Origin of the sequence: Pseudoalteromonas agarivorans, from assembly GCF_024518735.1 — a bacterium.
Taxonomy (GTDB): Bacteria; Pseudomonadota; Gammaproteobacteria; order Enterobacterales; family Alteromonadaceae; genus Pseudoalteromonas; species Pseudoalteromonas atlantica.
This window is the reverse complement of record NZ_JANIGJ010000002.1, coordinates 1-26,658: the sequence shown is the minus strand read 5'-3', so window position 1 is coordinate 26,658 and position 26,658 is coordinate 1. Positions and strand designations below refer to the sequence as shown.

21 protein-coding genes and 8 tRNA genes are annotated in these 26,658 nt (G+C 40.9%); 22 read left to right on the top strand and 7 right to left on the bottom strand.

The window, feature by feature from the left end:
* Nucleotides 1-61: 61 nt before the first annotated feature.
* On the top strand, nt 62-1,453 hold the full coding sequence (locus NQT65_RS04440) for a DEAD/DEAH box helicase (RefSeq protein ID WP_004589525.1): 1,392 nt from the start codon (nt 62-64) through the stop codon (nt 1,451-1,453).
* Between the two features lie 102 nt (nt 1,454-1,555).
* Here NQT65_RS04440 and NQT65_RS04435 read toward each other — a convergent pair whose 3' ends face one another.
* Entirely contained in the window at nt 1,556-2,299 is a 744-nt protein-coding gene (locus tag NQT65_RS04435) for a DUF3307 domain-containing protein (protein ID WP_248534349.1), read from the bottom strand.
* Nucleotides 2,299-2,922, bottom strand: coding sequence for a hypothetical protein (locus NQT65_RS04430; protein WP_064386445.1), 624 nt, complete (start codon nt 2,920-2,922; stop codon nt 2,299-2,301). Before NQT65_RS04430 ends, NQT65_RS04435 begins: the two co-directional genes overlap by 1 nt.
* Nucleotides 2,923-3,088: 166 nt before the next feature.
* Here NQT65_RS04430 and NQT65_RS04425 point away from each other — a divergent pair, with 166 nt between their 5' ends.
* The 8 genes from NQT65_RS04425 to NQT65_RS04390 all read left to right on the top strand — a co-directional run bounded on the left by NQT65_RS04425 (nt 3,089) and on the right by NQT65_RS04390 (nt 10,405).
* Nucleotides 3,089-3,592 carry a LabA-like NYN domain-containing protein gene (locus NQT65_RS04425; RefSeq protein ID WP_004589523.1) on the top strand — a complete coding sequence of 168 codons (504 nt, stop codon included), beginning with the start codon at nt 3,089-3,091 and terminating at the stop codon, nt 3,590-3,592.
* Between the two features lie 152 nt (nt 3,593-3,744).
* Nucleotides 3,745-4,668, top strand: a complete 924-nt coding sequence (gene nudC, locus NQT65_RS04420) for an NAD(+) diphosphatase (protein ID WP_029771750.1) — start codon at nt 3,745-3,747, stop codon at nt 4,666-4,668.
* A 9-nt stretch (nt 4,669-4,677) separates the two neighbouring features.
* Nucleotides 4,678-5,859: a cystathionine beta-lyase gene (locus NQT65_RS04415; RefSeq protein WP_054983889.1), complete on the top strand. Its 1,182-nt coding sequence runs from the start codon at nt 4,678-4,680 to the stop codon at nt 5,857-5,859.
* Nucleotides 5,860-6,023: 164 nt separating this feature from the next.
* Entirely contained in the window at nt 6,024-6,851 is an 828-nt protein-coding gene (locus tag NQT65_RS04410; protein ID WP_256850600.1) for an ABC transporter permease, read from the top strand.
* Nucleotides 6,848-7,756, top strand: a complete 909-nt coding sequence (locus NQT65_RS04405; protein WP_024033654.1) for an ABC transporter ATP-binding protein — start codon at nt 6,848-6,850, stop codon at nt 7,754-7,756. The genes NQT65_RS04410 and NQT65_RS04405 overlap by 4 nt, the downstream gene beginning before the upstream one ends.
* Nucleotides 7,756-8,130 (top strand): PH domain-containing protein, encoded by a 375-nt coding sequence (locus tag NQT65_RS04400; protein WP_256845482.1) that lies wholly within the window; start codon nt 7,756-7,758, stop codon nt 8,128-8,130. The genes NQT65_RS04405 and NQT65_RS04400 overlap by 1 nt, the downstream gene beginning before the upstream one ends.
* A 199-nt stretch (nt 8,131-8,329) precedes the next feature.
* On the top strand, nt 8,330-9,124 hold the full coding sequence (locus NQT65_RS04395; RefSeq protein ID WP_004589517.1) for a putative porin: 795 nt from the start codon (nt 8,330-8,332) through the stop codon (nt 9,122-9,124).
* 477 nt (nt 9,125-9,601) lie between these two features.
* A complete protein-coding gene (locus NQT65_RS04390; RefSeq protein WP_256850599.1) occupies nt 9,602-10,405 on the top strand; it encodes a putative porin in 804 nt (267 codons plus the stop codon).
* Nucleotides 10,406-10,492: 87 nt separating this feature from the next.
* Here NQT65_RS04390 and NQT65_RS04385 read toward each other — a convergent pair whose 3' ends face one another.
* Nucleotides 10,493-12,340 carry a M2 family metallopeptidase gene (locus NQT65_RS04385; RefSeq protein WP_256850598.1) on the bottom strand — a complete coding sequence of 616 codons (1,848 nt, stop codon included), beginning with the start codon at nt 12,338-12,340 and terminating at the stop codon, nt 10,493-10,495.
* Nucleotides 12,341-12,507: 167 nt separating this feature from the next.
* On the opposite strand from NQT65_RS04385, the gene NQT65_RS04380 reads away from it, so the two are divergent.
* Entirely contained in the window at nt 12,508-14,784 is a 2,277-nt protein-coding gene (locus NQT65_RS04380) for an acyl-CoA dehydrogenase (protein WP_256850597.1), read from the top strand.
* Between the two features lie 66 nt (nt 14,785-14,850).
* On the opposite strand, the gene NQT65_RS04375 is transcribed toward NQT65_RS04380, so the two are convergent.
* Nucleotides 14,851-15,285, bottom strand: coding sequence for a hypothetical protein (locus tag NQT65_RS04375; protein WP_138684423.1), 435 nt, complete (start codon nt 15,283-15,285; stop codon nt 14,851-14,853).
* A 146-nt stretch (nt 15,286-15,431) separates the two neighbouring features.
* Entirely contained in the window at nt 15,432-16,400 is a 969-nt protein-coding gene (gene cysK / locus NQT65_RS04370; RefSeq protein WP_138684424.1) for a cysteine synthase A, read from the bottom strand.
* A 366-nt stretch (nt 16,401-16,766) separates the two neighbouring features.
* On the opposite strand from cysK, the gene NQT65_RS04365 reads away from it, so the two are divergent.
* The 12 genes from NQT65_RS04365 to NQT65_RS04310 all read left to right on the top strand — a co-directional run bounded on the left by NQT65_RS04365 (nt 16,767) and on the right by NQT65_RS04310 (nt 22,303).
* The gene (locus NQT65_RS04365; RefSeq protein ID WP_024033649.1) at nt 16,767-17,918 is read left to right on the top strand and encodes a dicarboxylate/amino acid:cation symporter; all 1,152 of its coding nucleotides are present in this window, start codon (nt 16,767-16,769) and stop codon (nt 17,916-17,918) included.
* Between the two features lie 158 nt (nt 17,919-18,076).
* The gene (uvrY, locus tag NQT65_RS04360) at nt 18,077-18,727 is read left to right on the top strand and encodes a UvrY/SirA/GacA family response regulator transcription factor (RefSeq protein WP_256850596.1); all 651 of its coding nucleotides are present in this window, start codon (nt 18,077-18,079) and stop codon (nt 18,725-18,727) included.
* Nucleotides 18,728-18,738: 11 nt separating this feature from the next.
* Nucleotides 18,739-20,562 carry an excinuclease ABC subunit UvrC gene (gene uvrC / locus NQT65_RS04355; protein WP_256850595.1) on the top strand — a complete coding sequence of 608 codons (1,824 nt, stop codon included), beginning with the start codon at nt 18,739-18,741 and terminating at the stop codon, nt 20,560-20,562.
* A 42-nt stretch (nt 20,563-20,604) separates the two neighbouring features.
* Nucleotides 20,605-21,150, top strand: a complete 546-nt coding sequence (pgsA, locus tag NQT65_RS04350) for a CDP-diacylglycerol--glycerol-3-phosphate 3-phosphatidyltransferase (protein WP_024033647.1) — start codon at nt 20,605-20,607, stop codon at nt 21,148-21,150.
* Between the two features lie 208 nt (nt 21,151-21,358).
* Nucleotides 21,359-21,434: transfer RNA gene (locus NQT65_RS04345), tRNA-Gly, on the top strand.
* Nucleotides 21,435-21,461: 27 nt separating this feature from the next.
* Nucleotides 21,462-21,535, top strand: a tRNA-Cys gene (locus NQT65_RS04340).
* A gap of 36 nt (nt 21,536-21,571) precedes the next feature.
* Nucleotides 21,572-21,658 (top strand) — tRNA-Leu (locus NQT65_RS04335).
* A gap of 90 nt (nt 21,659-21,748) precedes the next feature.
* Nucleotides 21,749-21,824 (top strand) — tRNA-Gly (locus tag NQT65_RS04330).
* A 39-nt stretch (nt 21,825-21,863) separates the two neighbouring features.
* A tRNA-Leu gene (locus NQT65_RS04325) sits at nt 21,864-21,950 on the top strand.
* A 60-nt stretch (nt 21,951-22,010) separates the two neighbouring features.
* Nucleotides 22,011-22,086 (top strand) — tRNA-Gly (locus NQT65_RS04320).
* Nucleotides 22,087-22,105: 19 nt separating this feature from the next.
* Nucleotides 22,106-22,179, top strand: a tRNA-Cys gene (locus tag NQT65_RS04315).
* Nucleotides 22,180-22,216: 37 nt separating this feature from the next.
* Nucleotides 22,217-22,303 (top strand) — tRNA-Leu (locus NQT65_RS04310).
* Nucleotides 22,304-22,807: 504 nt separating this feature from the next.
* Here the strand turns inward: NQT65_RS04310 and NQT65_RS04305 are convergent.
* A complete protein-coding gene (locus NQT65_RS04305; RefSeq protein ID WP_029773123.1) occupies nt 22,808-24,403 on the bottom strand; it encodes a BCCT family transporter in 1,596 nt (531 codons plus the stop codon).
* A 183-nt stretch (nt 24,404-24,586) separates the two neighbouring features.
* Nucleotides 24,587-26,002, bottom strand: a complete 1,416-nt coding sequence (locus NQT65_RS04300) for an alanine/glycine:cation symporter family protein (protein WP_256850594.1) — start codon at nt 26,000-26,002, stop codon at nt 24,587-24,589.
* Nucleotides 26,003-26,658: the final 656 nt, after the last annotated feature.

Here is a 26,658-nt window from a genome sequence, read left to right as displayed (position 1 = left end):
TAAGTTAGTTGCGTATAATGCGCCCTTGGCCGGTTTGGCCTTTATTTTATTGAGAGATTTTATGAGTTTTGATGGTTTAGGTTTATCACAGTCTTTAGTTAACGCGGTTTTAGAAAAGGGCTATGAAACGCCAACGCCTATTCAGGCTCAAGCAATTCCTGCAATTATTGAACGTCGCGATGTGATGGCGGCTGCACAAACAGGCACAGGTAAAACCGCTGGTTTTACGTTACCGCTAATTGAGCTGTTATCTAAAGGCAGTAAAGCAAAAAGTAACCACGTACGTGCCCTTATTTTAGCGCCTACGCGTGAGCTGGCTTTGCAGGTAAGCGAAAACGTTGAAGAATACGCTAAGCACTCTGATGTAAGTTCGTTTGTAGTGTACGGCGGCGTAAAAATAAACCCACAAATGCAGCGCCTTCGTAAAGGGGTTGATATTTTAGTGGCCACGCCTGGGCGTTTAATCGATTTACATAATCAAAACGCGGTTAAGTTTGATAATGTTGAAGTGCTGGTACTTGATGAAGCCGACCGCATGCTTGATATGGGCTTTATTCACGACATTAAACGCCTGATTGCTAAAATGCCGCCTAAACGCCAAAACTTAATGTTTTCGGCAACGTTTTCAGATGATATTCGAGCATTAGCAAAAGGGTTAATTAACGACCCTGTTGAAATATCAGTTGCGGCAAAAAACACCACTGCTAAAAGCGTAACGCAAAGCGTTTACGCTGTTGATAAATCGCGTAAAACCGCATTACTTAGCCATTTAATTCGTAGCAACGATTGGCAACAAGTATTAGTGTTTAGCCGTACCAAGCACGGTGCAAACCGTTTAGTTAAACAGCTTGAGCGCGACGACATAGTAGGCGCCGCTATTCATGGTAATAAATCACAAGGCGCTCGTGTTAAAGCATTAGATGGCTTTAAAAGCGGTGAAGTACGCGTACTTGTAGCCACTGATATTGTGGCACGTGGCCTTGATATTGTTGAGCTTCCGCATGTGGTTAACTACGACTTACCAAACGTATACGAAGATTACGTTCACCGTATTGGCCGTACAGGCCGTGCTGGTGCATCAGGGCATGCTATTTCGTTTGTAACAGCCGATGACGCCGCTGATTTATACGGTATTGAACGTTTTATTGGTGAGCTAATCCCTCGCGCTGAAGAGCCTGGATTTGAACCAACTAGCCCAGTACCTGAGCGCGCATTAGATGCTCGCCCAATTAAACCTAAAAAGCCTAAAAAAGCAAAGCAGCCGTTTAACAAGCCTAAGTCTGATAAGCCGAACAGCAAAAAACCAAACAATGGGGGAAGCGGTACAGGCCCTCGTCGTGGTGGTTCTAAAAAACCAGCAGCCAAAACCGATGACAACGCACAAAGCCCATGGGCAAAGCGCCAATCGGTAGGTGGTAATGGCCAGCGCCGTCGTCGCCCAAATAATGATTAATCATTATTAAAGATTGTATTGGCCTTTAATTAAATGCCAATACAAAAAACGCGCTACCTTTTTAATAGAAGTAGCGCGTTTTTTATTTTCTGTAATTTATACTTACCTGATCAACGAATTAACGCCTAATCCTACAAACAAGGTGACGCTAACGCTTAGTAAGGTGCCTAGCATAACGTACTCGGTGAGCTTTTTATCTTTACTGGCACTTAAATCGCCAAACCTAAATACCGACTTGGCAGCTAGCAAAAAGCCAAGCCCAGCAAATTGATCAAGTAATATAAAGCTCAGCATAAGTACTCGCTCTATCATGCCAATGCTTTGTCCGGCCAACGGTAAGCTGCCCTCACTTGAAAAGTTAGCGGTGAGCCTTTCAAGCATCATTCTTATAAATACGGCACTTGGGCTTAATATAATTAAATATCCGCATACAACCCAGAGTACTTTAGGGTTTATGGCAAGTGCGCTTACGTACGCGATTAAACTTTGGTTATCAGTTATATAAATACACAGCGCTATTATTACGGCTATATGCGCTATCTGGTCGAGTAAAAAGGGCACAACCCCTTTGTTAGAATACGACTTAGCAATATCTATTAGGTAGTGGCTAAGCATAATTGCAGCTGTTGAAAGTAACACGGTGCTTAGTTGTTGCCAGCCATAGCTATATTCCCAAAGCGCTAAAATAACGGCGCTAACCACACCGTGTACTAATACATGCAGGTAGAGCTTTTTAGCTTTAAAGTGGTGGGTGTTTCTATCGTTTACCCAGCTCATTGGTTGTAAAAAAAAGTCACTGACTAGGTGGCCTATAATTAATGTCACTAATAATAACGAAAACCCCATTACTCACTTCCTTTTGCAATCGTTGTTATGACCTGTTTAGCGTGTACTATAAATCGCTCTATTAGCTGATAATTTGCTAAGTTAAGCAATTTAGTGACATTTTCGCGACTGGTGTTAAGCTCTTTTGCCAGTGCTGCATGGCTGTTATCGGCCTGGGTTAAATACACGTAAAGCGCATTGGCTTGTTTTTGCGTTATTTTGCTAAGCAAGGTATCAACAAAGGCAAGGTTAAGACTAAAGCCTTCATCTAGGGTGTGCTTTGCTATCTGTAAGGTAAAGCGCTGATTGGCTATTTTATCAAGGCCTTGCCCTGAGAGCACAAAGGCCGAGCCGGTGGCTGTTTTTATATCGCTGCGTGGGTTGTCTACCTCACCTAAGGCCATACTTTGGCGTAGTTCGTAACCTGCCGACTTTAAATGCAAATAAATGATAATAGCGGTTTTAATTAACTGCTCGCTTTGATTTATTTGCAACTGAAAAGCATCACCTCGGTATATGGTCCACAGTGAGGTATTATTACTAATTGCACGCAAACTTTGCTCTAGCTGATAAAGCATGGCATCGTATTGCTGCTTAGGTATTTTTTGCGATTTAATTATATCGCCGCTGATCACACCAATCATAAAAATCCAAAAAGTAACTTAATGCAGTTACATAGAATCAGGTAACCAAATTTGGTTACATTTAGTTAAGTAACCAATTTAGGTTACTTAAAACAAAATTGCAAGGTTCACTCGTTAATGGCGTTTTATTTCAGCTGCGCTGAGCTGTGAGCACTTAAGGAAACAAATGACTTTACAAAACGATCAGCAAATCAGTAAGCCACGTGTCGGTATTTTTGTTGATGTACAAAACATTTATTACACGTGCCGCGAAAGTTACCGTAAAAACTTTGATTACAATGCATTTTGGGCGCACATGAAGCAGCAGTATTCTATAGATTGTGCATTTGCGTATGCCATTCACCGCGGTGATGAAAAACAAAACCAGTTTCAAAATATTTTGCGTGCTATTGGCTTTGAGGTAAAACTAAAGCCGTTTATTCAGCGCCGCGACGGCAGCGCAAAAGGGGATTGGGATGTAGGCATAACGATAGATATGCTAGAGCAAGGCAAAAACCTCGATAAAGTCATTTTGCTCTCTGGTGATGGCGACTTTGCGTTATTGCTAGGGCATTTAAAAAATCAATACAATGTACCGTGCGATGTGTACGGCGCCGATAAGTTAACCGCAGAGGTGCTTAAGCAAAGTGCAGAACAGTTTCATTTAATTGATGATAGCTTGCTACTCTAAAGCATAAAATATAGCGGCTAAGTGCCTGCAACATGAGAGTTTTTAATAAAGAGCCTATATAGCTAATATAGGCTTTTTTTATTGCGGTAATAAATTGGGTTTACTCAGCGGTTATGGTAATTTTACGCCATACCATGTTATTGAGGACTCACATGCTTTATTACAGCGACATGCCATTAGACCGCGGGTCTAATTTTCGTAAAAACGCGGCGTGGTTAAACGCACAAATGTCGGCACAAAGTAAGTGGCTTTTGGTGAATAATAACCACACTTTGTTTTATAAAGACGCAGCTCAAGTGTGCTACTTAACGTATCAGCAAATTGCCCATTTAGATTTATCAAACGCTATTTATTTAGGCTCAAATACTGAGCAACAGGGTGTGTTTGCGTTAGATGTTTCAGCCATACACGATGACGAACTCAAGTGCGTTATAGGCGACGCACAGTTTTTTGATATACGCCAATATGGCCCTCACGTTGATATACAAGATGGCTCTATAGCCGCACTTGCACGTGGTTTATGTTATTGGCATGCAACGCATAGTTTTTGTGGGCGTTGTGGCAGTAAAAATACATTAGTAGAGGCAGGGCATTCACGCCTATGTGAAAACGAGCACTGCAAGCACCCTACATTTCCACGCACTGACCCTGCAGTAATTATGGTGGTTACTAAAGTATTTGAAGATGGAATAGAGCGTTGTTTATTGGGTCGCCAAGCAATATGGCAACAAGGCATGTATTCGTCATTGGCGGGCTTTGTAGATCCAGGTGAAACACTAGAGCAAGCTGTAGCGCGCGAAGTTAAAGAAGAAGCAGGCATTGACGTTGATAATGTACGTTATATTGCCTCGCAACCTTGGCCATTTCCTTCTTCTATTATGTTGGGTTTTATTGCTCAGGCTAAAACTGAGCAAATAAACGTAGATAAAGACGAATTAGACGATGCCAAATGGTTTACGCGCGAAGAAGTTAAGGCGTTTGGCAATATGGGCGATGAAGGCGATCATTATAAACTCCCTCGGGTCGATTCAATTTCGCGTTTTTTAATTGAACAATGGCTTTCTAATAAGGCTTAAGGATTGGTAATGTCGACAAGCAAAAATAAAAATACCCAGTTAGTATCAACGGGGCGTAAAAAAGCCTACACCCATGGTGTGGTAAATCCCGTAGTACAGCGCGCTTCTACAATTGTATTTGACAGCGTGGCCGAATTAAAAGAAGCCGCTAAAACCCGCGGAGATAAAACATTATTTTATGGCCGCCGAGGCACAACTACACATTTTGCACTGCAAGAGGCGATAACCGAGCTTGAAGGCGGCGAAGGCTGCGCACTTTACCCATGCGGCGCTGCGGCAATAAGCCAAGCGTTATTGTCGTTTGTAAAGGCGGGCGATCATATTTTAATGGTTGATAACGTGTATGAACCTACGCGTGATTTTTGCGATAAAATTTTAGCGGGACTAGGTGTTACCACCACTTATTACCCACCCACGATTGGCGCAGGTATTGAGGCGTATATTCAGCCAAACACAAAAGTGCTGTTTTTAGAATCGCCTGGCTCTATAACCATGGAAATACAAGATGTACCTGCCATGGTTAAAGTAGCCAATGAGCATAATATTATGACCATGCTTGATAACACCTACGGCAATGGCTTGCATTACCGCCCACTTGAACACGGTGTAGATATTAGTATTCAAGCAGCAACTAAGTACATTGTTGGCCACTCTGATGTAATGATGGGTGTAGCAGTGGCAAATAAAAAGTACTGGCCAACCCTGCGTGAGCAGTCGTACTTATTGGGGCAATGCACCAGCGCAGATGATGCCTATTTAGCGCTTAGAGGCTTACGCACTATGGCAGTGCGTTTAAATCAGCACGAAAAGGCGGCTATAGAGGTGGCAAAATGGCTTGAGCAACATGAGTTAGTTGATCATATTCGCCATCCTGCATTTGCAAGCTGCCCTGGACATGAATTTTTTAAGCGCGATTTTGATGGCAGCAATGGGTTGTTTTCATTTGTAATGAAAACCGGTAACCAAAAAGCCATTGATGCGTTTTTAGATAGCCTTGAGCACATTAAAATGGGCTTTTCGTGGGGCGGCTTTGAAAGTTTAGTTACCGCCAATTTGACCATGAAAGGTTTACGTTCGAACACTGGTTGGGATTTAGGCCCTGTTATTCGCTTGCATATTGGCCTTGAAGACATTGATGATTTAATTAATGACTTAAGCCAAGCACTTGAGGTATACCAACAGCATTTATAAAAATAGGCTAAATAAACAAAGTTTGGCCTGTTACATTTAAACGGTTTGTTACAAAGCTCACTTATGGTGAGCTTTTTTTTTGCTGGTAATTCAAGGTGTTTACACTTACTGTTGTTACATTACGCTTTATTTTAAAGCATGAGCAACGTCATTAAGGAAAGCCAATGGCAACATCATCATTAGTGAACATAGGGCGGTTAACCCAAATAGCGGGTTTTGAGCTAGTACGTATGTTTTTAACCAAGCGCGGCTTAATTGCAATGGCCGCCTTTGCCCTTGTTTGGTTACTTATTTTACGCTACCCGATAGGCCAAGCCGTCAGCATTATTAGTGCCCCCAATTTTGAACAAATGGCACGCGATATTTCAGGCAGTATTGGTTTAAGTAAGTTGCTTGATTGGCCTGAGGCCGAATTTGCTATGTACTGGCTAGTCGCTTTGTATAGCTTTCCGCTGTTTGCTATTTTTATATCAAGCGATCAAACCGTTAGCGATAGAGAGCGCGGCACATTACGGTTTTTATCATTGCGTTCTACTCGGTTTGAAATTTTATTTGGCCGTTTTTTAGGTCAGCTTGGCGTGTTAGCGTGTTTATTAGCTATTACCCTAGTGGCAACCCTTGGTGTACTTGGTTACAGAGAGCCTAGCCTATTAATGGGTGGGTTAAGCCGTGCGGTTTCTATATTTATAATAATGGTGGTGGTTCTTAGCCCGTTTGTAGCATTAATGAGTTTGATTAACACGTTTGCTCGCTCGTCGCGTTTAGCGATTGTGTTAGCCATTTTATATTTTGCTGGTGGCGGCATTATTGTGGGTATATTGGCGTGGCAAGTACCGGCTTTAAATGCGCTCGATTACCTTTTCCCAGGGGTTAATTCTGAGCTTTTAGCTGGGCAAAACCTACCTTTATTGAGTGCCTTAGGTGTGCCGCTTATTCAAAGTGCTGTATTTATAGCGATTGCGCATCGAATATTTACAAGGAGTTCGCTATGAGCGTATTAATAAAAGCCAGCGGCTTGAGTAAATCGTATGGCGCAAAGCAAGCACTTAACAACGTAAGCTTTGAAATTCAAAAAGGTGCACCGGTGGCGTTAGTGGGCCCAAATGGCGCCGGTAAAACCACATTATTTAGTCTATTGTGCGGCTATATTAACCCAAGCCACGGTGAGCTCAGTATTTTAGGGCATAAGCCTGGTAGTGCCGCGTTATTCAACCAAGTGAGTGCATTACCGCAAGATGCGCAGTTAGATCCGCGTTTTAATATAGATAAGCAACTGGCGTTTTATGGCAAGCTTCAAGGTATGGGCGCTAAACAAAGCCACAATGAAGCGCTGCGCGTACTTGATTTGGTAGGCTTAAAAGAAGTCGCTAAACAGCGTGCGGGCGATTTATCTCACGGTATGCGCAAACGGGTAACGATAGCGCAAGCGCTGATTGGCTCGCCGAAAATAGTGATGCTTGATGAAGCCACAGCAGGGCTTGACCCTATTCATGCCAGAGAGGTGCGAGAGCTGGTATCGAGCTTAAGCGATGAAGCCACCTTTATTTTGAGTTCGCACGATTTAACCGAACTTGAGCGATTATGCTCCCAAGTGCTCCACCTAGATAAGGGCATTTTGAGCGAGCACCAAACAAAAGACAACAATACGCATACTCACTTTTATACCTTAATGCTCAACGAGGCGTATCAAAATGTGGAGCAACAACTGCAGGCATTAGCAGGTGTAAGCCGTGTGTATATGAGCCAACATAAAGAATACGTGATTGAGTACCAGCCAACCGGTGAGCCACTTGATATTGCTTTATTAAACTTTTGCCATCAACAAAACTGGCAATATAGGCAGTTAGTAAATGGTCACACCTTAGAAAATCAAATATTTACACAGGAGAAAGCATAATGGGACTACTCAGTGGTTTAATGGGAAATGCAAGCGAAGTAGATGACTCTGATTTAGAAAAAGTACTTGCCAATACCTTAATAGATGGCGAACAAGTAGAAAAAGCCTATAAGGTGATTCGCGATATGTTTATTTTTACTAATAAGCGTTTAATTTTAATTGATAAGCAAGGTATGACCGGCTCTAAAATGGAAATGATGAGTATTGCTTATTCTAAAATTACTAAGTTTAGTAAAGAAAGTGCAGGGCACTTTGATTTAGATGCCGAGCTTAAAATTTGGATTGGTTCAGACCCAACGCCTATTAGTAAAGAGTTTAAATCGGGCGATAATATTAACGAGGTTTATCGTGTAATAAGTCAGCATGCGCTTTAGTTTGCTGAACATGTTTTAAGTAGTTGTTGACTATATGTTGCAACTACTTTAAATTTACAGTTTCTTACACCTACTTACAATTAACTTAATAAATACAACTGCTTAATTAAGTTTTCATTCAGTTTCTCAGCGTTAGCATGTCCCCACTTTAGTCAATGAGCTAAAGCATAAAAAGCAATGCACAAAGGGAAGTCTTACAATGAAAAAATTAGCAGTTATTATTTCAAGCATTTTATTATCTAGCACTGCGGCTGCTGCAGACAGCTACAATTCAATCAGTAATTTAAGCTACAAAGATAGCGATAACAACGACACCGTTGCTGTAGACTCTATTTATTACCTATCTCCTAAAAAAACATTAGGTCCGTACGATCAGTTTGAGTACATTAATAAACAAACTAACGTTTACGGCGGTTATGCTGATGACGACTTTGGCGATGTTACTAATATTGGTGGCGAATACTTTATTAATGAATTCGTTGTTGGCGCATCTTACGAAAACCTTGACCCAGATTCGGGCTCTAACGGTGAGCTTTACAAGCTAACTGGTGGCTACTTCTTTAACCCTGATTTATTAGCAAAAGTAACGCTTGTTGAAAACAAAGACGGCGATGACTTTGCTTTGTTTGATTTAGCATACAACCACATGCTAAACAGCACAGACTACGTAGGTGTAACACTTACATCTGATGACGACTTTGATTACCGCGCTGTTGCAGCTAAGTACTTTATTGACTTACAGCAAGGTAACTTTTTAACGTTTGAAGGTAAATACGAGAGCATTGAAGATGCAGAAAACCAGTGGGTAGCAGAAACTAACTACTACTTCTCAAAAGCAACCTCGGTATTTGCTAACTACAACAAGCAAGATACATACAGCTTTGGTGCTCAGCACTTCATCAATAAAAACATTGGTCTTAAAGTAGGTTACGAGAACAATGCAGATGACTCTGATAACGATGCATACTTTGCAAACATGCGTTTTCAGTTTTAATTAAGCCCTGTACTTAATTAAAAGCATAAAAAGCCCGCTACTGTAGCGGGCTTTGTTGTTTTTAACTTAAATTAACCGTGGTAAAAGTTTTACCAGGTGCAATTACGGTCTTTGTTTTGCTCATCTAAATAGCTTCTTTTAAATTAAAAATAATAATTTTTTTGAAAAATGAAAAAAATATAATGAAGGATAGTTATATTGGTGAGGTTTATCGTATAGTTAAGTTGTATTCAATTTAGCGACAGTTTGTACCTTATTTGTTACTTTTGAAGTTTAAATGCTGAGATATAATTCTACTGTAGATTTAAGATGTGCTTTATATTTACATTTGTACATAACAGTTAACAATTTAAGTGGTTGATATTGTATTTAATTTGTTCGCGCATTCATTTTTTGTTCATTTTCTGCTGTTAGTATGCGGCCCGACTTTGGCTACACGGCCCAAGCATAGAAAATAACATTTATAGGGAATTTAAAATGAAAAAATTAGCCGTTATCATTTCGAGCATTTTATTATCAAGCGCTGCATCTACTGCAATGGCAGCCGATACTTACCAATCTATCAGCCATGTAGGATACATGGACATTGATGGAGATGACACGGTAAGTGTTGACTCAACTTATTACTTTTCTCCAAAAGCGACGTTAGGTCCTTATGATCAATTTGAGTACATCAATAAGCAAACAAATGTTTATGGTGCATACAGTGATAATGATTTTTTAGATATTACTAGCGTTGGCGGTGAGTATTTTGTACAAGATTTCGTATTAGGTGCGCAGTACAATAATTTCGACAGTGATTTTGGCTCAAGCACGGATGTAATTGAACTTTCAGCAGGCTACTTCTTTAATCCAAACCTTGTATTAAAAGCAACGTTTGTTGATGTTGAAGATGCTGACAATCAGTTTGTGTTTGACTTAGCATATAACCACGAATTAAACAGCACTGATTATATCGGCTTTACTGTAACAGCAGATGACGAGTTTGATTACCGTGCAGTAGCAGCTAAGTACTTTGTTGATTTACAGCAAGGTAACTACTTAACTGTTGAAGGTAAATTTGAAGATGTTGATGGCGGTTCTAATAGCTGGGAATTAGCATCTAACTACTACTTCAGTAAAGCAACATCGGTGTTTGTTACAGTCAACAAGAACGATGACTACGCTTTTGGTGCTCAACACTTTTTCAATAACAATGTTGGTTTAGAAGCAGGTTACGGTAATAACTGGGATGATTCTGATTACGATGCTTACTTTGCAAATGTAAGCTTACAGTTCTAATTTAACTAAAAGTTAGTTACTGAACGAAAAGCCCGCTACTGTAGCGGGCTTTGTTGTTTTTAACTTAAATTAACTGTGGTAAAAGTTTTACCAGCCGCATTTACGGTCTTTGTTTTGCTCATCTAAATAGCGTTTCAGCGGTGCAAAGTAATCAAGCATAGCGGTTGCATCCATTTGCGGCTTGCCAGTGATGGTTTCAAGGGCTTCTTGCCATGGACGAGAAGAGCCCATTTCTAGCATTGCGTTTAGCTTATCCCCTGCTTCTTTTGAATTATAAATAGAGCAGCGGTGAATGGCTTTATCGTTACCGGCTATTTCACATAAGCTACGGTGAAATTCAAACTGTAAAATATGCGCTAAAAAGTAACGTGTATAAGGAGTGTTGCCTGGTACGTGGTATTTAGCACCTGGATCAAAGTCATCTTCGCTACGTGCAATAGGCGCTTTAACACCTTGGTATTTTTCACGTAGCTCCCACCACGCTTTATTATAATCTTGTGGCTTTACTTGGCCCGAAAATACCTGCCAGCGCCATTGATCAACCATTAAGCTAAAGGGCACAAAGGCAACTTTATCTAGCGCCATTTTCATTAGTAAGCCAATGTCTTTTGACTCATCAGGTACTTGCTCAAGTAAACCAATTTCTTTTAAGTAACCGGGTGTAACCGATAAAGCAATGGTGTCGCCAATGGCTTCGTGAAAACCATCGTTGGCACTTTCTTGATAAAATAAAGGTTGTTTATTATAAGCGCGCTGATAAAAGTTGTGGCCTAGCTCATGGTGAATAACAGAAAATTCTTCGCCGGTGCGTTGAATACACATTTTAATGCGTAAGTCGTCTTTGCTATCTATATTCCAAGCAGAGGCATGACACTGTACGTCTCTGTCTTTTGGTTTTACAAATAACGATCGCTCGTAAAAAGTCTCTGGCAGTGGCTCAAACCCCATTGAGGTAAAAAAGGTTTCAGCACCTTTAACCATTTTTAGCTCGTCGTAATTATTTTTAGCTAAAAGCTCGGTAACATCGTAACCCGGATCGGCGTTTTCTGGCGCGACCACATCGTAAATGTTACCCCACGCTTGTGCCCACATGTTTCCTAATAAGTGCGCAGGAATAGGCTCATCTTGGGCTACTTTGTCGGTGCCGTATTTTTCGCCTAATTTAGCGCGTACATGGCAATGCAGTGAGTTATAAAGTGGTTTTACTTGCCCCCAAATGCGGTCAAGCTCGGTTGTAAAGTCATCGGCTGGCATATCGTACTTACTACGCCACATTGCGCCGGTATCAGCATAACCTAGCTCTTTAGCCCCTTCATTTGTTAGGGTTACTTGCTGCTCGTAAAGTGGGCGCATTGGCTTTGAAATTTGACGCCACCCTTGCCATAAATCAAGTAGCTCGTTGTAATCACGGCTGGTGGCCATCTTTGCGGTCATATCACCTAGGCTTAAACAGCTGCCATCGTCTTTACAGTATTTACCTTTACCATATAAACCACCTAGCTCTGCCACAATAGTGGAAAGTTGGGCTGTTTTTTCAGCGTCCTGAGGAGCTGGTAAAGTAAGCGCAAGTTTAAGTTTATTAAGCTTGCGGCGTGCATCGTAATCAAGCTTTAAGTCGTCAAATTGTGCTGCCTGATTGGCTAAACGTACGACCGACTCGGTCATTTTACGATTAACTTCGGCAGATAACGCCGAGGTGTCGTGTGTTATAAAGTTTGCGTAAATCCACTCAGCGCGGCTCGTCTCTAGGTAAAGCTCGCTTAGCTCTTGCTCGGCTTTGGCTATAAATGCATTGGCATCTTGTTTTGTAAGAGGGAGCTCAGTCTGTGCTGAATCGGTAGTGTCTATGGCTATTTCTGCTTCGCAGGCGGTTAGCGCTAATGTACTTGCGACTATGAGGGCGCTCATACTTAATTTAAAGCGTGGCGTGTTCATTGTATTCCTTTGGTTTATTGTTATTAAGAAAGTGATAATAGCAGCGATGTTTAAAACAATAAAATTAATACGTTAAGGCGTGTGGTGCATCGCGCAATGATTGTATTTAAACTAAGATGGGTCATAATTAAATTACTATTTTCATTCAATGTAAAAGGAATGTGCTCATGTCAGTATTTATAATATTGCTGGTCGTGGTGGTGGTTATTTTTGCAGTCAAAGATATTCGCCTTAACCTGATCAGCCGTCCTACGTTTAAAATGTTTAAAAAGGTACTTCCGCCGCTCTCGCAAACTGAGCGAGAGGCAATGGAAGCCGGCGATGTATGGTGGGATGGTGAGCTATTTAGTGGTAATCCAGATTGGCAAAAACTGCATAACTTTCCAAGGCCTGAGCTTAGCGATAAAGAAAATGACTTTATGGATAATCAGGTGAACACGCTACTGGCGATGCTAGATGATTACCAAATTGTACAAAAAGACAAAGACCTACCAAAAGAAGTCTGGGATTACTTAAAAACAGAGGGCTTTTTTGCGCTGATCATTCCTGAAAAATTTGGTGGACGTGAGTTCTCTGCCATTGCTAATTCAACCATAGTGTCAAAAATTGCCACAAAAAGCTTAACTGCGGCGGTTACTGTTATGGTGCCTAATAGCTTAGGCCCAGGCGAGCTGTTACTGCACTATGGCACAAAAGAGCAACAAGACCGTTGGCTACCAAGCCTTGCAAGTGGTAAAGATGTGCCGTGTTTTGCACTTACCGGCCCAGAAGCTGGCTCTGATGCGGGCAGTATTCCCGACTCAGGCGTAGTGTGTAAAGGGCAGCATAATGGTGAAGAAGTTATAGGCCTGCGTTTAAATTGGTCTAAGCGTTATATTACGCTTGCGCCGGTGGCAACCGTACTTGGCCTTGCCTTTAAAATGTATGACCCAGATGGGTTATTAGGCGATGAAAAAGAGCTAGGTATTACCTGTGCGCTAATTCCTACTGATCATGAAGGGGTAGAAACGGGTGAGCGCCATTATCCATTAAACATGGCATTTATGAACGGAACTACCTACGGTAAAGATGTTTTTATTCCGCTAGATTGGATTATTGGCGGTGAGCAAGGCGCAGGACGAGGCTGGCGCATGTTGGTTGAGTGTTTAAGTGCTGGGCGCGGTATTTCTTTACCTGCACTAAGCACCGCAACAGGGCATTTAGCCTCTAAAATGACCTCTGCTTACTCTGTGGTACGCCAACAATTTGGTGTATCAATTGGCCAATTTGAAGGTGTACAAGAAGCCTTAGCACGTATTGGCGGGTTAACGTATACGTTAGAGTCTGCGCGTTTAATGACCGCAGGCGCAATAGATTTAAAACTTAGCCCATCGGTTGTTACCGCCATTGCAAAATACCATATGACCGAAATGGGGCGTACGGTAATGAACGATGCAATGGACATTCACTCTGGTAAAGGTATTCAAGTTGGGCCTAATAACTATTTAGCCCATGGTTATATGGGGATCCCGGTATCGATTACCGTTGAAGGGGCAAACATTTTAACCCGCAACTTAATGATTTTTGGCCAAGGTGCCACCCGTTGTCATCCGTTTGTGTTAAAGGAAATGGAAGCTGCCGCAATGGAAGACGATGATGCAGCACTTGATCAATTTGATAGTTTATTGATGAAGCACATTTTATTTGCTGTCAGTAATGCCGGCATGGCTTTTGTGCATGGTCTTACGCGAAGCTGTTTGGCAAAAGCGCCCGTGTGCGGTGCAACCGCTGTGTATTACAAACAGCTAAGCAGAATGAGCCGAGGGCTTGCTTTTACCACAGATGTAGCCATGTTGGTACTTGGTGGTGAGCTAAAGCGTAAAGAGATGATTTCGGCGCGTTTAGGCGATGTACTTAGCCACTTATATTTAGCCTCTACGGTATTAAAACGCTTTGAAGATGAAGGGCGCCAACAGGCTGATTTACCTTTTGTGGAATACGCTATTGAAAATTCTCTTTATGAGATAGGCCAAGCGTTTGATGGTTTTTTCAAAAACTTTTCAAATCCGGTGGTTAACTTTTTACTTAAACGCATTGTGTTTCCGCTGGGGAATCACTACCACAAGCCAAGTGATGAAACAGCCCAAAGTATTTGCGAGCATATGACGCAACCTGGGGTGTTTAGAAACCGTTTAACGCACTTATGTTATGTAGATGAAAATGCGGGCACGGGCGTGATGGAAAATGCATTTTTAGCTATGCACGATATGCAAACACAGTTTAAAGAATTAAAACACTGGCAACGCAGTGGTAAGGTCCCTGCAACACTCGACATAGAAGGTGCAATAAATTACGCACTAGAGAATGAGCTCCTTGCGCAAGCAGATGCAGATGCAATGCACCATACTAATAAACTAAGAAAACAAGCAATTGCCGTTGATAACTTTAAACCCGGTGAATTATAACGCTTAAGATAAGCGCTAAACGCAAAAAGGCCTTACATGTGTAAGGCCTTATATGTGGTCTATAAGTTAGCGTGCGTAAGGGTCTGCAACTATTTTATCTATATACCATTTCCCTTTTTTACGAAGCATTTTAACGCTGCGCATATCATCGACTTTATCGCCATTAAAGTAGCCTGTAAAAATGAGGTTTATTTTGGCGTTATCGCCATATTGTTCGCGTACACTCATGTTGGTCATATCGACTTCTATTACTACTTCATCGTATTGCAGGTTTACTAAGTTGCGGGCAAATTGCTTAGCGGTGCCATAGGATTTCATAATTCGGCTGAGGTTAGGGGTGGCCATTGTGCTGGCTTTTTGTAAATCTTTTTGATTATACAATGCATCAAAGTAAGCGGTGGCTGTATCGCCCGGTGAGTCGCCCAGCGTTTGTACGCTATCGCCACAGGCGGCTAAAAATAAGCATACGATAAAACTTAAATAAGCTGTTGTTTTTTTCATGTTGAATGTTTTTAATTAGTTTTTTTAAAGTGTGTGGTTAATTAAACAAGATGTAAAGCAGCACTGGGGAATAAATAGAAAATTGAATCATAAATAATAAAAAAGGATGCCATAAGCATCCTTTTAAGTATCTCAAGGAGAGAAGTTTACTGTACTAATTCTTGCTCGCTAAATTCTTCAGCAAACATTGGGCTAGACAGGTAACGCTCTGTGGCACTTGGTAAAATCACCACAATATTTTTATCAGCGTTTTCTGGCTTTTCAGCAAGGCGTTTAGCGGCAACAACAGCTGCGCCTGATGAAATACCCACTAAAATACCTTCTTTTTTCATTAGCTCATGAGCCATTGCAATAGCATCTTCGTTTGATACTTGCTCAGCACCATCAATCACACTTAAATCAAGGTTACCAGGAATAAACCCTGCGCCAATACCTTGAATTTTATGTGGTCCTGGTTTTACTTCTTCGCCTGCAAGCGTTTGGCTAATGACAGGTGAGTTAGTTGGCTCAACTGCAATCGCTTTGACATCTAGGCCTTTTTCGTTTTTAAGGTAACGGCTAACACCTGTAATAGTACCGCCAGTGCCTACACCTGCTACAAAAAAGTCTACTTTACCATCAAGCGCTTCAAAAATTTCTGGGCCGGTTGTTTCAAAGTGAATTTTTGGGTTAGCTGGGTTTTCGAACTGTTGTAATAAAATGTATTTTTCTGGATCTGTTGCTTGAATTTCTTTTGCTTTTTCAATTGCGCCATTCATACCTTTAGCGCCATCTGTAAGCACTAAGTTAGCGCCTAATGCTTTTAATAGTTTGCGGCGCTCTAGGCTCATTGTATTTGGCATGGTGAGTGTTAATTTGTAACCACGTGCTGCTGCAACAAATGCAAGGGCAATACCTGTATTACCCGATGTAGGTTCAATTAGCTCTTTACCTTTAACAAGCTGACCTGATTTTTCAGCTTCCCAAATCATTGATGCACCAATACGACATTTAATACTAAAGCTAGGATTACGCGATTCTACTTTAGCGTAAACGTTTCCGCCTGTTACGCGATTAAGTTTTACCAGTGGTGTATTACCAATGCTTAGTGAGTTATCTTCAAAAATAGTAGACATAATGTTCCTTTGGATACAATCTGATCAATGTGTTAATAGCCTTTGCTATTAACTATATAAATACACTTTACTGCGAGTTTAAAAAAACTAAAGTAAAGTTTGGCTATAACATATATCTAATGGGCTTATAACCAGCCGAAATAAAAATTAGTTATTATTGTTGCTTTAGTTATTAAAGATGCGGGCTCATTTTTAAATTTAAAGAGTAAATTTCGCCACGTAGTTAAAAAATGCTCAGATTAGGCTAATTATTGCGATGTTTTTGTGTGTTATTTGCGCACATGAATATAACTTGAATACTTTTATCACACAATGCGCCTAAAACATGTTAAAAACACTCTATCTATATTCAACTAAGCAATCACAATGAAGTTAATCTTAAAATTAATTGCCGGTATTGTGGCCGGTATTTTGGTCGGGCTTTATGTGCCTCTCACAGGTGTTGAGCTTTTATTTACTGTTAAAGAACTTATTGGCCAACTTATTTCTTTTACCATCCCATTAATTATTTTATTTTTTATTGCTTCGGGCATTGCGGGCTTGCCTAAAGGGTCTGGCCATTTATTAGGTAAAACCGTTGGCTTTGCTTATAGCTCTACAGTAATTGCAGGTACGCTTGCCTTTTTATTAGTGAGTGCGGTTATTCCACTGCTAAGTGGCAATATTACGTTTGAAGCCGAAGTTGCCACTGAAATTGGTAGTTTTATTGATTTAGAAATTCCACCGCTGATGGGTGTAATGACAGCGCTTGTGACTGCATTTGTGTTTGGTATTGGCATGAGCCAACTTGAATTAGAAACACTTAAAAAAGTGTCTGATCAGGGTCGCGATGTCATCGATGCTTTATTATCTAAAGTAATTATTCCGGCATTACCATTTTACATTGCAGGTGTATTTGCAGAAATGACCGTAGCAGGGACCGTGGTAGATACACTGCAAACCTTTGGTGTTGTGCTTATTGCAGCACTTGTTATGCATTGGCTGTGGCTAACCGTATTATATGTTTCTACGGGGATATTACTTAAACGTAACCCGTTGGAGCTCGTTAAAAATATGCTTCCTGCTTACTTTACAGCGCTGGGGACAATGTCGAGCGCGGCAACCATTCCGGTGTCTTTGCAATCAAGCAAAGCAAATAACGTAAAAGAAGATGTAGCAAACTTTACAGTGCCACTGTGCGCTACTATTCATTTATCGGGTTCTACCATTACGATTGTGACGTGTGCAATGGCCGTTATGTTTTTATCGCCAAGCATGGAAGTACCTTCTTTAATGGGGATGCTGCCGTTTATTATGATGTTAGGGGTAGTAATGATTGCAGCGCCAGGTGCACCTGGTGGAGCAGTAATGTCGGCGCTCGGTTTATTAACCAGTATGCTTGGCTTTAACGAAGGCGCTGTTGCACTTATGATTGCACTTTACCTTGCGCAAGATAGCTTTGGTACAGCGTGTAATGTAACAGGCGATGGTATTATTGCCCTATGGGTAGACCGTTTTAGCGAAAAAGCAGCGTCATAAAAAACTAAAGTACTGGTTTTTAGCAGTAGTAAAATAATGCTAAAAGATGAGTACACCTAAAGCGAAGCAATAATATTAGTTATTGTTTCGCTTTAACTGTGGTAATGTGGCAAATTAGATTGTTTGTTGCGTATTGTTAGGTTAATGAGGGTATTACATTGATTAATGTGCTTTTAGTTGATGACCATGAGCTGGTACGAACTGGTATAAAACGTATATTAGATGATGTACGTGGTTTTAAAGTGGTAGGCGAAGCTAAAGATGGAGAGGCTGCGGTACAGTTTTGTCGCCAGCACGTACCTAATATTGTATTAATGGATATGAACATGCCTGGCATGGGTGGCTTAGAGGCCACAAAAAAGATTTGTCGCTATTGCCCAGATGTAAAAATTATTGTGCTTACGGTTAATTGCGAAGACCCGTTTCCATCAAAAGTGATGCAAATTGGCGCGCATGGCTTTTTAACCAAAGGTGCAGGCTCTGATGAAATGGTTCGTGCTATACGGTCTGTTCATGCAGGCCAGCGTTATATCGCCCCAGAAATTGCACAACAAATTGCCCTTGCACAAGTAACAGGGCGTACCGATGAAAACCCTTTTCAAAGCTTATCTGAGCGCGAGCTACAAATTATGCTAATGATCACCAAAGGTGAAAAAGCACAAGATATTGCCGAGCGCTTAAATTTAAGTTCAAAAACAGTGAACAGCTACCGTTACCGTATGTTTGAAAAATTAAACGTAGGGGGCGACGTTGAGCTTACTCATTTGGCTATTCGCCATAAAATGATTGATATAGACGTATCTCATTAATTTTTTAATTTATGTCTGAATTCGATCACGCCCAATTTTTAAAAACGCTATCAAGTGAACCGGGTGTATACCGTATGCTTGATAGTGAACAACAAGTTATTTATGTCGGTAAAGCTAAAAACTTAAAAAAACGGGTAAGTAGCTACTTTAGATCTAATCTAACCGACAGCAAAACCCGTGTGCTAGTGAGTAATATTTGCGATATTGAAGTTACGCTCACAAACACCGAAACCGAAGCCCTGCTGCTTGAAAACAACCTTATAAAAAAATATCAGCCGCGTTATAACATTTTATTACGTGATGATAAGTCATACCCCTATATATTACTTACCAGTCATAAACATCCGCGTTTAGCCTTTCATAGAGGCAGCCGCAAGGTAAAAGGCGAGTACTTTGGGCCTTTCCCAAGTGCTGGCGCAGTGTCGGAAAGTTTGCGTTTAATGCAAAAAATATTTCCTGTACGTCAGTGCGAAGATGCCTATTACCGTGCTAGAAGCCGCCCGTGTTTACAGTATCAGCTAAAGCGCTGCTCAGCACCGTGTGTTAATAAAGTGACAGAGCAAGAGTACGGCGAACAAGTTGATTATGTACGTAAGTTTTTAACAGGTAAGTCGCACGAAGTAATAGCCGATTTAATAAAAAAAATGGAAGCGGCGAGTAAAGACCTTAACTTTGAGCTCGCAGCTAAAGTGCGCGACCAAATTATGCTACTGCGCAAAATGCAGGAGCAGCAGTCTATTTCAGGTAATTTTGCTGAAATGGATGTGGTAGGTTTTGCGCACTTAAATGGATTAACTGGGATTCATTTATTAATGATCCGTGATCATAAAGTGCTAGGCAGTAAAACCTATTTTCCAAAAGTGCCTAAAGATTCGGGGCAAGAGGAAATACTCACTTCGTTTTTAGGGCAATATTATTTAGCGCCTGGTGCGACAGGGCGCATAGCAAAAGAAATTATTTTACCGTTCGAGATTGAAGAAAGTAGCGCATTGAGTGAAGCTCTTACGCAAATTAGTGAGCGCAAAGTATCGCTTAAAGTGGTTACCCGCGGAGAGAGAGCACAATATCTTCAGCTTGCTAATAAAAACGCATTAAACAGCATTACCGTTAAACAAAGTACGCAAGACTCTATAAACAAACGTTATGCACAATTAAAAGCGACCCTAGGCTTAGATGATATAAACAGAATGGAATGTTTTGATATCAGCCATACCATGGGGGAGAACACAGTAGCCAGTTGTGTAGTATTTGATTCACAAGGGCCAAATAACAAAGAGTACAGGCGCTACAACGTAACGGGTATAACCGGCGGTGATGATTACGCGGCAATGGAGTTTGCACTGAACAAACGCTACAACAAAGTGGTAGATGAAGACAAAATTCCTGACGTTATATTCATTGACGGTGGTAAAGGGCAACTAGGCCGTGCAGAGCAGTATTTTGCCACGTGGCCACATGCTAAAATGCCGCTGTTAGTAGGTGTAGCAAAAGGCACAAGCAGAAAGCCAGGCCTTGAAACCTTATTAATTGATGGCGGGCGAAAAACGATTCCTATGGATTCGGATGCGCCAGCACTTCATTTAATCCAGCATATTCGCGATGAGTCGCACCGATTTGCCATTGCAGGGCACCGTAATAAGCGCCAAAAACAGCGCACGCAATCATTATTAGAAGAGATCAATGGAGTAGGTTCTAAGCGCCGCCAAACATTATTAAAATATTTAGGGGGCATGCAAGGGGTAAAAGCTGCTAATATAGAGCAGTTAAAGAAAGTTCCTGGGATCAGTCCTGACATGGCTGAGAAGATATTTAACCATTTGCATGACAAGGGCTAGCCCTTCATGCGAATATAGAAAAAAAGACATATCCAAGTAGTTATGTGGAATATTCCAAACACACTCACAACCTTTAGACTTTTTCTTATCCCCATATTTTTGGTGATATTTTACTTGCCTTATAGCTGGGCGTTTTTTGCTGCCGCTTTTATTTTTTGGCTTGCATCAATCACCGATATACTTGATGGCTATTTAGCACGAAAGTTAGAGCAATCTACGCCTTTTGGTGCGTTTTTAGACCCTGTAGCCGATAAGGTTATGGTGTGTGCTGCACTTGTTGCGCTCTCTGATCATTATCAGTCTATGTATATGACGATTCCGGCCCTTATTATTATTAGCCGTGAAATAGTGATATCTGCATTACGTGAGTGGATGGCCGAACAAGGCAAACGTGGAAACGTTGCAGTATCAAATATGGGCAAAATAAAAACCGCGGCGCAAATGCTGGCGATTATTGGCCTAATTTGGCAATACGATACGTGGATGATCTATTTAAGTTTTGCTTTATTGTATATAGCCACCTATTTAACACTGAGCTCTATGGTGCAATATTTAATGGCTGCATGGAGTGAATTGACCAAAAATTGATTGTAAATGTCTAATAACGCACCGTTTTAGATAAAAAATAATCAAACAGTTCAAAAGTGGCATTTTTTGTGTTGACGCGTTTAATAATCTCTGTAGAATGCGTCCGTGTTGAGAGGGCATAGCCCCTAAGATAAAGAAAACCAAAGTTACTTAGTTAGCAGCGTAAACATCGCAAGATGTTGAATAACGCAGATAATTAAATAATAATGCGACACTAGCTCAGTTGGTAGAGCGCGACCTTGCCAAGGTCGAGGTCACGAGTTCGAGCCTCGTGTGCCGCTCCAAGTTTTCATTAGGTTGTCCAACGGTTTGGCGGAATGGCAGAGTGGCCATGCAGCGGATTGCAAATCCGTCCACCTCGGTTCGACTCCGGGTTCCGCCTCCATTCAACACTCCACATGCTTTAAATAGCAAACTCGATGCCCGAGTGGTGGAATTGGTAGACACAAGGGATTTAAAATCCCTCGACTAACAAGTCGTGCCGGTTCAAGTCCGGCCTCGGGCACCACTTTGTGGTTTAATTACATCGCCAAGTGTAATTTATAAAAACAATGTTACATAAATTAGTTTGTGTAATTAAATTTAGAATTAATATGATGCGGCACTAGCTCAGTTGGTAGAGCGCGACCTTGCCAAGGTCGAGGTCACGAGTTCGAGCCTCGTGTGCCGCTCCATATTAGTTTTATCCACTTGCTTTAAATAGCAAACTCGATGCCCGAGTGGTGGAATTGGTAGACACAAGGGATTTAAAATCCCTCGACTAACAAGTCGTGCCGGTTCAAGTCCGGCCTCGGGCACCACTTTTAATTATTCTACCAAAATAATTAAAAGTTAGATAAAATATTAATGAAAAGTTTAATGCGGCACTAGCTCAGTTGGTAGAGCGCGACCTTGCCAAGGTCGAGGTCACGAGTTCGAGCCTCGTGTGCCGCTCCAAATTATTTGGAAGCGTTAAGGCGGAATGGCAGAGTGGCCATGCAGCGGATTGCAAATCCGTCCACCTCGGTTCGACTCCGGGTTCCGCCTCCATTTAATTACTCCACATGCTTTAAATAGCAAACTCGATGCCCGAGTGGTGGAATTGGTAGACACAAGGGATTTAAAATCCCTCGACTAACAAGTCGTGCCGGTTCAAGTCCGGCCTCGGGCACCACTTTTACTAAAGTCCTTTTAGTAAATTAAATACTCCCTATTTTAAATAAATACCCATTTTTTATATAACAATCACTTTGTTTATGTTTTTCTATTCTTTAAAGATTAATAGCAATTGGCTTAAAACAAGACAATCGTGCTTAAAGCAAAGCATACGTATTGTTACACGTTAGCGTTAGTTGTTTAAACCTACATTACTTTTCCTATATCGCTTTGCTGCTGCCGTCTAAATCCAATTCAGTTCATCAAAGCAATTTACATACATGCGCGACTACCGGATGATATAAACTTGAAAGCTAAAGGTGCAACTAATAGCGCTTGGTTATTATGCGCTGATATGTGCGTTCTATTTATTTAAATCAACGTGTTTTAGAGGTGTATAGCCAAAGCTAAACAGTTTAATAATTAAATACGTTCGTTAATGTATTAACTGAAGTTGTAGGTAAGGGAGGAAATAAAGTGCAAAGCAAAGCGACACAAGGCCGCTTTGCTAAAGTAAATAATGCTATAACTTTGTTTGTGCCTTATAAATAGGGTATTCGCTCATTAAACCTTGAATAAGCGCCACGCACATTAAAATAAGCACAATTGAGAAAGGTAACGCAGTGGTTACTACTCCCGATTGCAAGGCCTGCAAGGCTTGAGAGCCACCTACCCACAGTAATACGGCGGCTATTGCCCCTTCAATCGATGCCCAAAATATACGTTGTGGTACCGGCGCATCAATTTTTCCGCCTGCGGTTATGCCATCTATTACAAGTGAGCCAGAATCAGAAGAGGTAATAAAAAATACTAAAACAAGCACAATTGAGATCACACTAATAAGGCCACTAAGCGGAAGCTGCTCATAAACCTGAAATAGCGTTACAGAGATATCGGTTAACCCGTTTTGCCCAAGTGGGCCTACTTTATCAATAATTTGTGAAATCGCTAAATTACCAAATACCCCCATCCACACTAAGCTTAACAGTGTTGGCAGGCCAATGACGACTAATAAAAATTCTCGCACGGTACGGCCTCTAGAAACGCGGGCAATAAACATTCCTACAAACGGCGACCACGATATCCACCATGCCCAATAAAATACTGTCCAGGCATGCATCCAGTCTTCATCTTCACGGCCAAACGGATTACTAAGCGGAACCATATGTTCTACATATGCACCAAAGGTAAACCATATTGCTGTAATTGAGTCACTAAAAGTAAGCGATATTATGGCTACAAGTAAAATAAATGCACATATAAGATTGATGTTACTAAGTACTTTCACACCCCCTTCAATGCCTTTAATAACAGAAACAATAGCAATACAGGTAACGAGTGCTATAACTGTAATTTGAAAAGCGGTACCGTAGTCTGTGCCCATTAAATAATTAATACCACTTGTTGCTTGCTGTGCCCCTAAACCAAGAGACGTTGCTAAACCAAAAAGCGTAGAGAGTACAGCAAGTATATCAATAACATGGCCAAGCCAACCCCAAGCACGATCGCCAAATAAGGGATAAAACACGGAGCGTATAGATAAAGGAAGGCCTTTATTGTAAGCAAAAAACGCTAAGCTAAGTGCAACAATGGCGTAAATTGCCCAACCATGTAAGCCCCAGTGATACATGGTAGCACCCATGGCTAAAGAGTGAGCTTCTGGGGTATTTGGCTCTGCGTTCATTGGCATTAAGTACCAATCAGTAAAATAGGCTGCGGGCTCTGCTACACCCCAAAACAGTAAACCTATCCCCATTCCTGCGGCAAATAACATTGCCAGCCATGAGAGATAACCATGTTCAGGTTTTGCATCAACACCCCCTAAGCGAATTTTACCAAGAGGGGAGAGCGCAAGTGCAAAGCAGAATAATACGAAACCATTAGCAATCAACATGAAGTAGCTATCAAATTTATTGATAATGGCATCTTTAGTTGAGGTAAGTGCTTCCCTGACCACTTCAGGGTCAAGCAATAAGGTAAGGGCAACAAATAGTATGACTAAAAATGCGCTTATTCCAAACACTGGATTATGAACATCAAACCCCCATTTTTGTACGTTATCTTGACCTACCTGATAATCGGTAGTGTCAATACTGTATTTGTTCAATTGGTCATCCATCATGACTCCTTTATATTATAGATAACAAACTTCAATTTTATAGTACGTAAGTAAATCAAAAAGCGCCTATTACTGATATTTAATTATGGTATATATCTCTGAAATACATTAATAAATTTTTATGTAGTTTGAAAGGCAAAAAAAAGCGAGCTAATGCTCGCTTAATAATTTTTTAATTTAGCGTTACTTCCACGCGTTAGGATCAACCTCTTTGGCAAGCTTAGGGTGCTTGTCTTTGTCAAACGTAGGTAATACACCTTGCTTGTTTTGCGCGTTGTAATCTTTTGATAACCACACAACAACGCCTGAAAGCATAAACAGTGCAACTACATTTACAATAGCCATAAGGCCCATAGAAATGTCAGCAAGTGTCCAAATAATACCTAGTTCACCAATGGCACCAAACATAACCATACCTAATACAAGTAATCTAAATATAAACATTCCTTTAGTAGAGTTGTGCTCTAAAAACATTAGGTTTGTCTCGGCATATGAGTAATTCGCGACAATAGAGGTAAATGCAAAAAACAAAATGGCAATGGCAATAAAGTAAGTACCCCAGTCACCTACGTGCTCTTGTAGTGCAGCTTGCGTTAACTCTATTCCTAATACACCCGATTCAGGCACAAGTTGATTAGACAGTAAGATTAATGAGGCAGTGGCTGTACAGATCACAATAGTATCTATAAATACACCTAGCATTTGCACATACCCTTGCGAGGCTGGGTGCGGTGGATAAGGTGTTGCCGTTGCTGCGGCATTGGCTGCGCTACCCATACCGGCTTCGTTCGAAAACAAACCGCGCTTAATACCTTGGATCATAGCTTGCGTTACACCATAGCCAATTGCACCGGCGCCTGCTTGCTCTAAACCAAAAGCACTTTTTATTATAAGTACAATAACATCAGGTAGGGCAGTAAAGTTAATCGCACATACATATATAGCAACTAGCAAATAGGCAAGCGCCATAAATGGAACAACCATTTCGGCAAAACGTGATATTGTTTTTAATCCACCAAAAATAATGATGCCAGAGCCAATTACAAGTGCAATGCCTACTATATACTTAGGTACATCAAACGCTACTTCAAATGCGGCAGCAATAGAGTTTGACTGTACAGCATTAAATACCAGGCCAAAGGCTAAAATTAAGCACAATGAAAACAACACACCCATCCAGCGTTTGCCTAAACCACGCTCCATATAATAAGCGGGGCCGCCTCTAAAGTTGCCATCAGCGTCTTTAGTTTTATAAGCTTGCGCTAACGTACTTTCTGCAAAGCTAGTTGCCATACCTATTAAAGCAATCAACCACATCCAAAATATAGCCCCAGGGCCACCTAAATAAAGTGCCACGGCAACACCGGCCATATTACCTGTTCCAACACGCGCCGCTAAAGAAGTACAAAAAGCCTGAAAAGAAGAAATCTCATCTCCACCACATTTACGTGAGCCAAACATAACTTTAAACATATGTGGGAATTGTAAAAATTGAATAAAGCCTAACCGAATGGTAAAAAAGACACCTGCTGCTATTAATAAGTAGACGAGAACTTGGCCCCAAAGTAAGGCACTTATACTATTTATTATATCTGTCATGAATACTACCTAAGTACATGAGTTGTAAAAGTGCTGGCAACTTACCATAACAAATCAAAAGAGTTTAGTTTTAAAAGCAAAAAAGCGGTCTTATCCACAGGCTTTTGTGGGTAACATGTGTTTTTAATGTGAGGTTTTTATGGGTATAAATTAAATGCAATTTTATTCAATAAAACGCTTGCGTATAAAACGTTTCTCCCTATAATGCGACCCCACTGAGACGGCAGAGCGCAACGCATAGCGAGGCACGAGCTACTCAGTGAGTCGAGTAAAACTTAGTTTTAAAAACTTTCAAGTTTAACAAAATTAAGTGTTGACAAAAAAATAGGAAAGCGTAAGATGCGCAGCCCTAGCGGGATAAAGTTTAACGCTTTAATCGCAACGTTCTTTAACAATATAAAGCAATCATCTGTGTGGGCACTCGTACAGATTGAGTTCTAACAGCCAAGCTACTTAGGTAGTGAGGCAAACAAATTTAGAGTCTCAATTGAAACTGAGTGACCAACAGCAATAACTTACTTAGGTTTTTCTTAAGAAAAGAATTGCAGCACAGTCAATTCAATATCGAAAGATATTAAATAAATTCAGAATTCATTGAGCTGTCGAAAGACACAAAACTTTTTAATTGAAGAGTTTGATCATGGCTCAGATTGAAC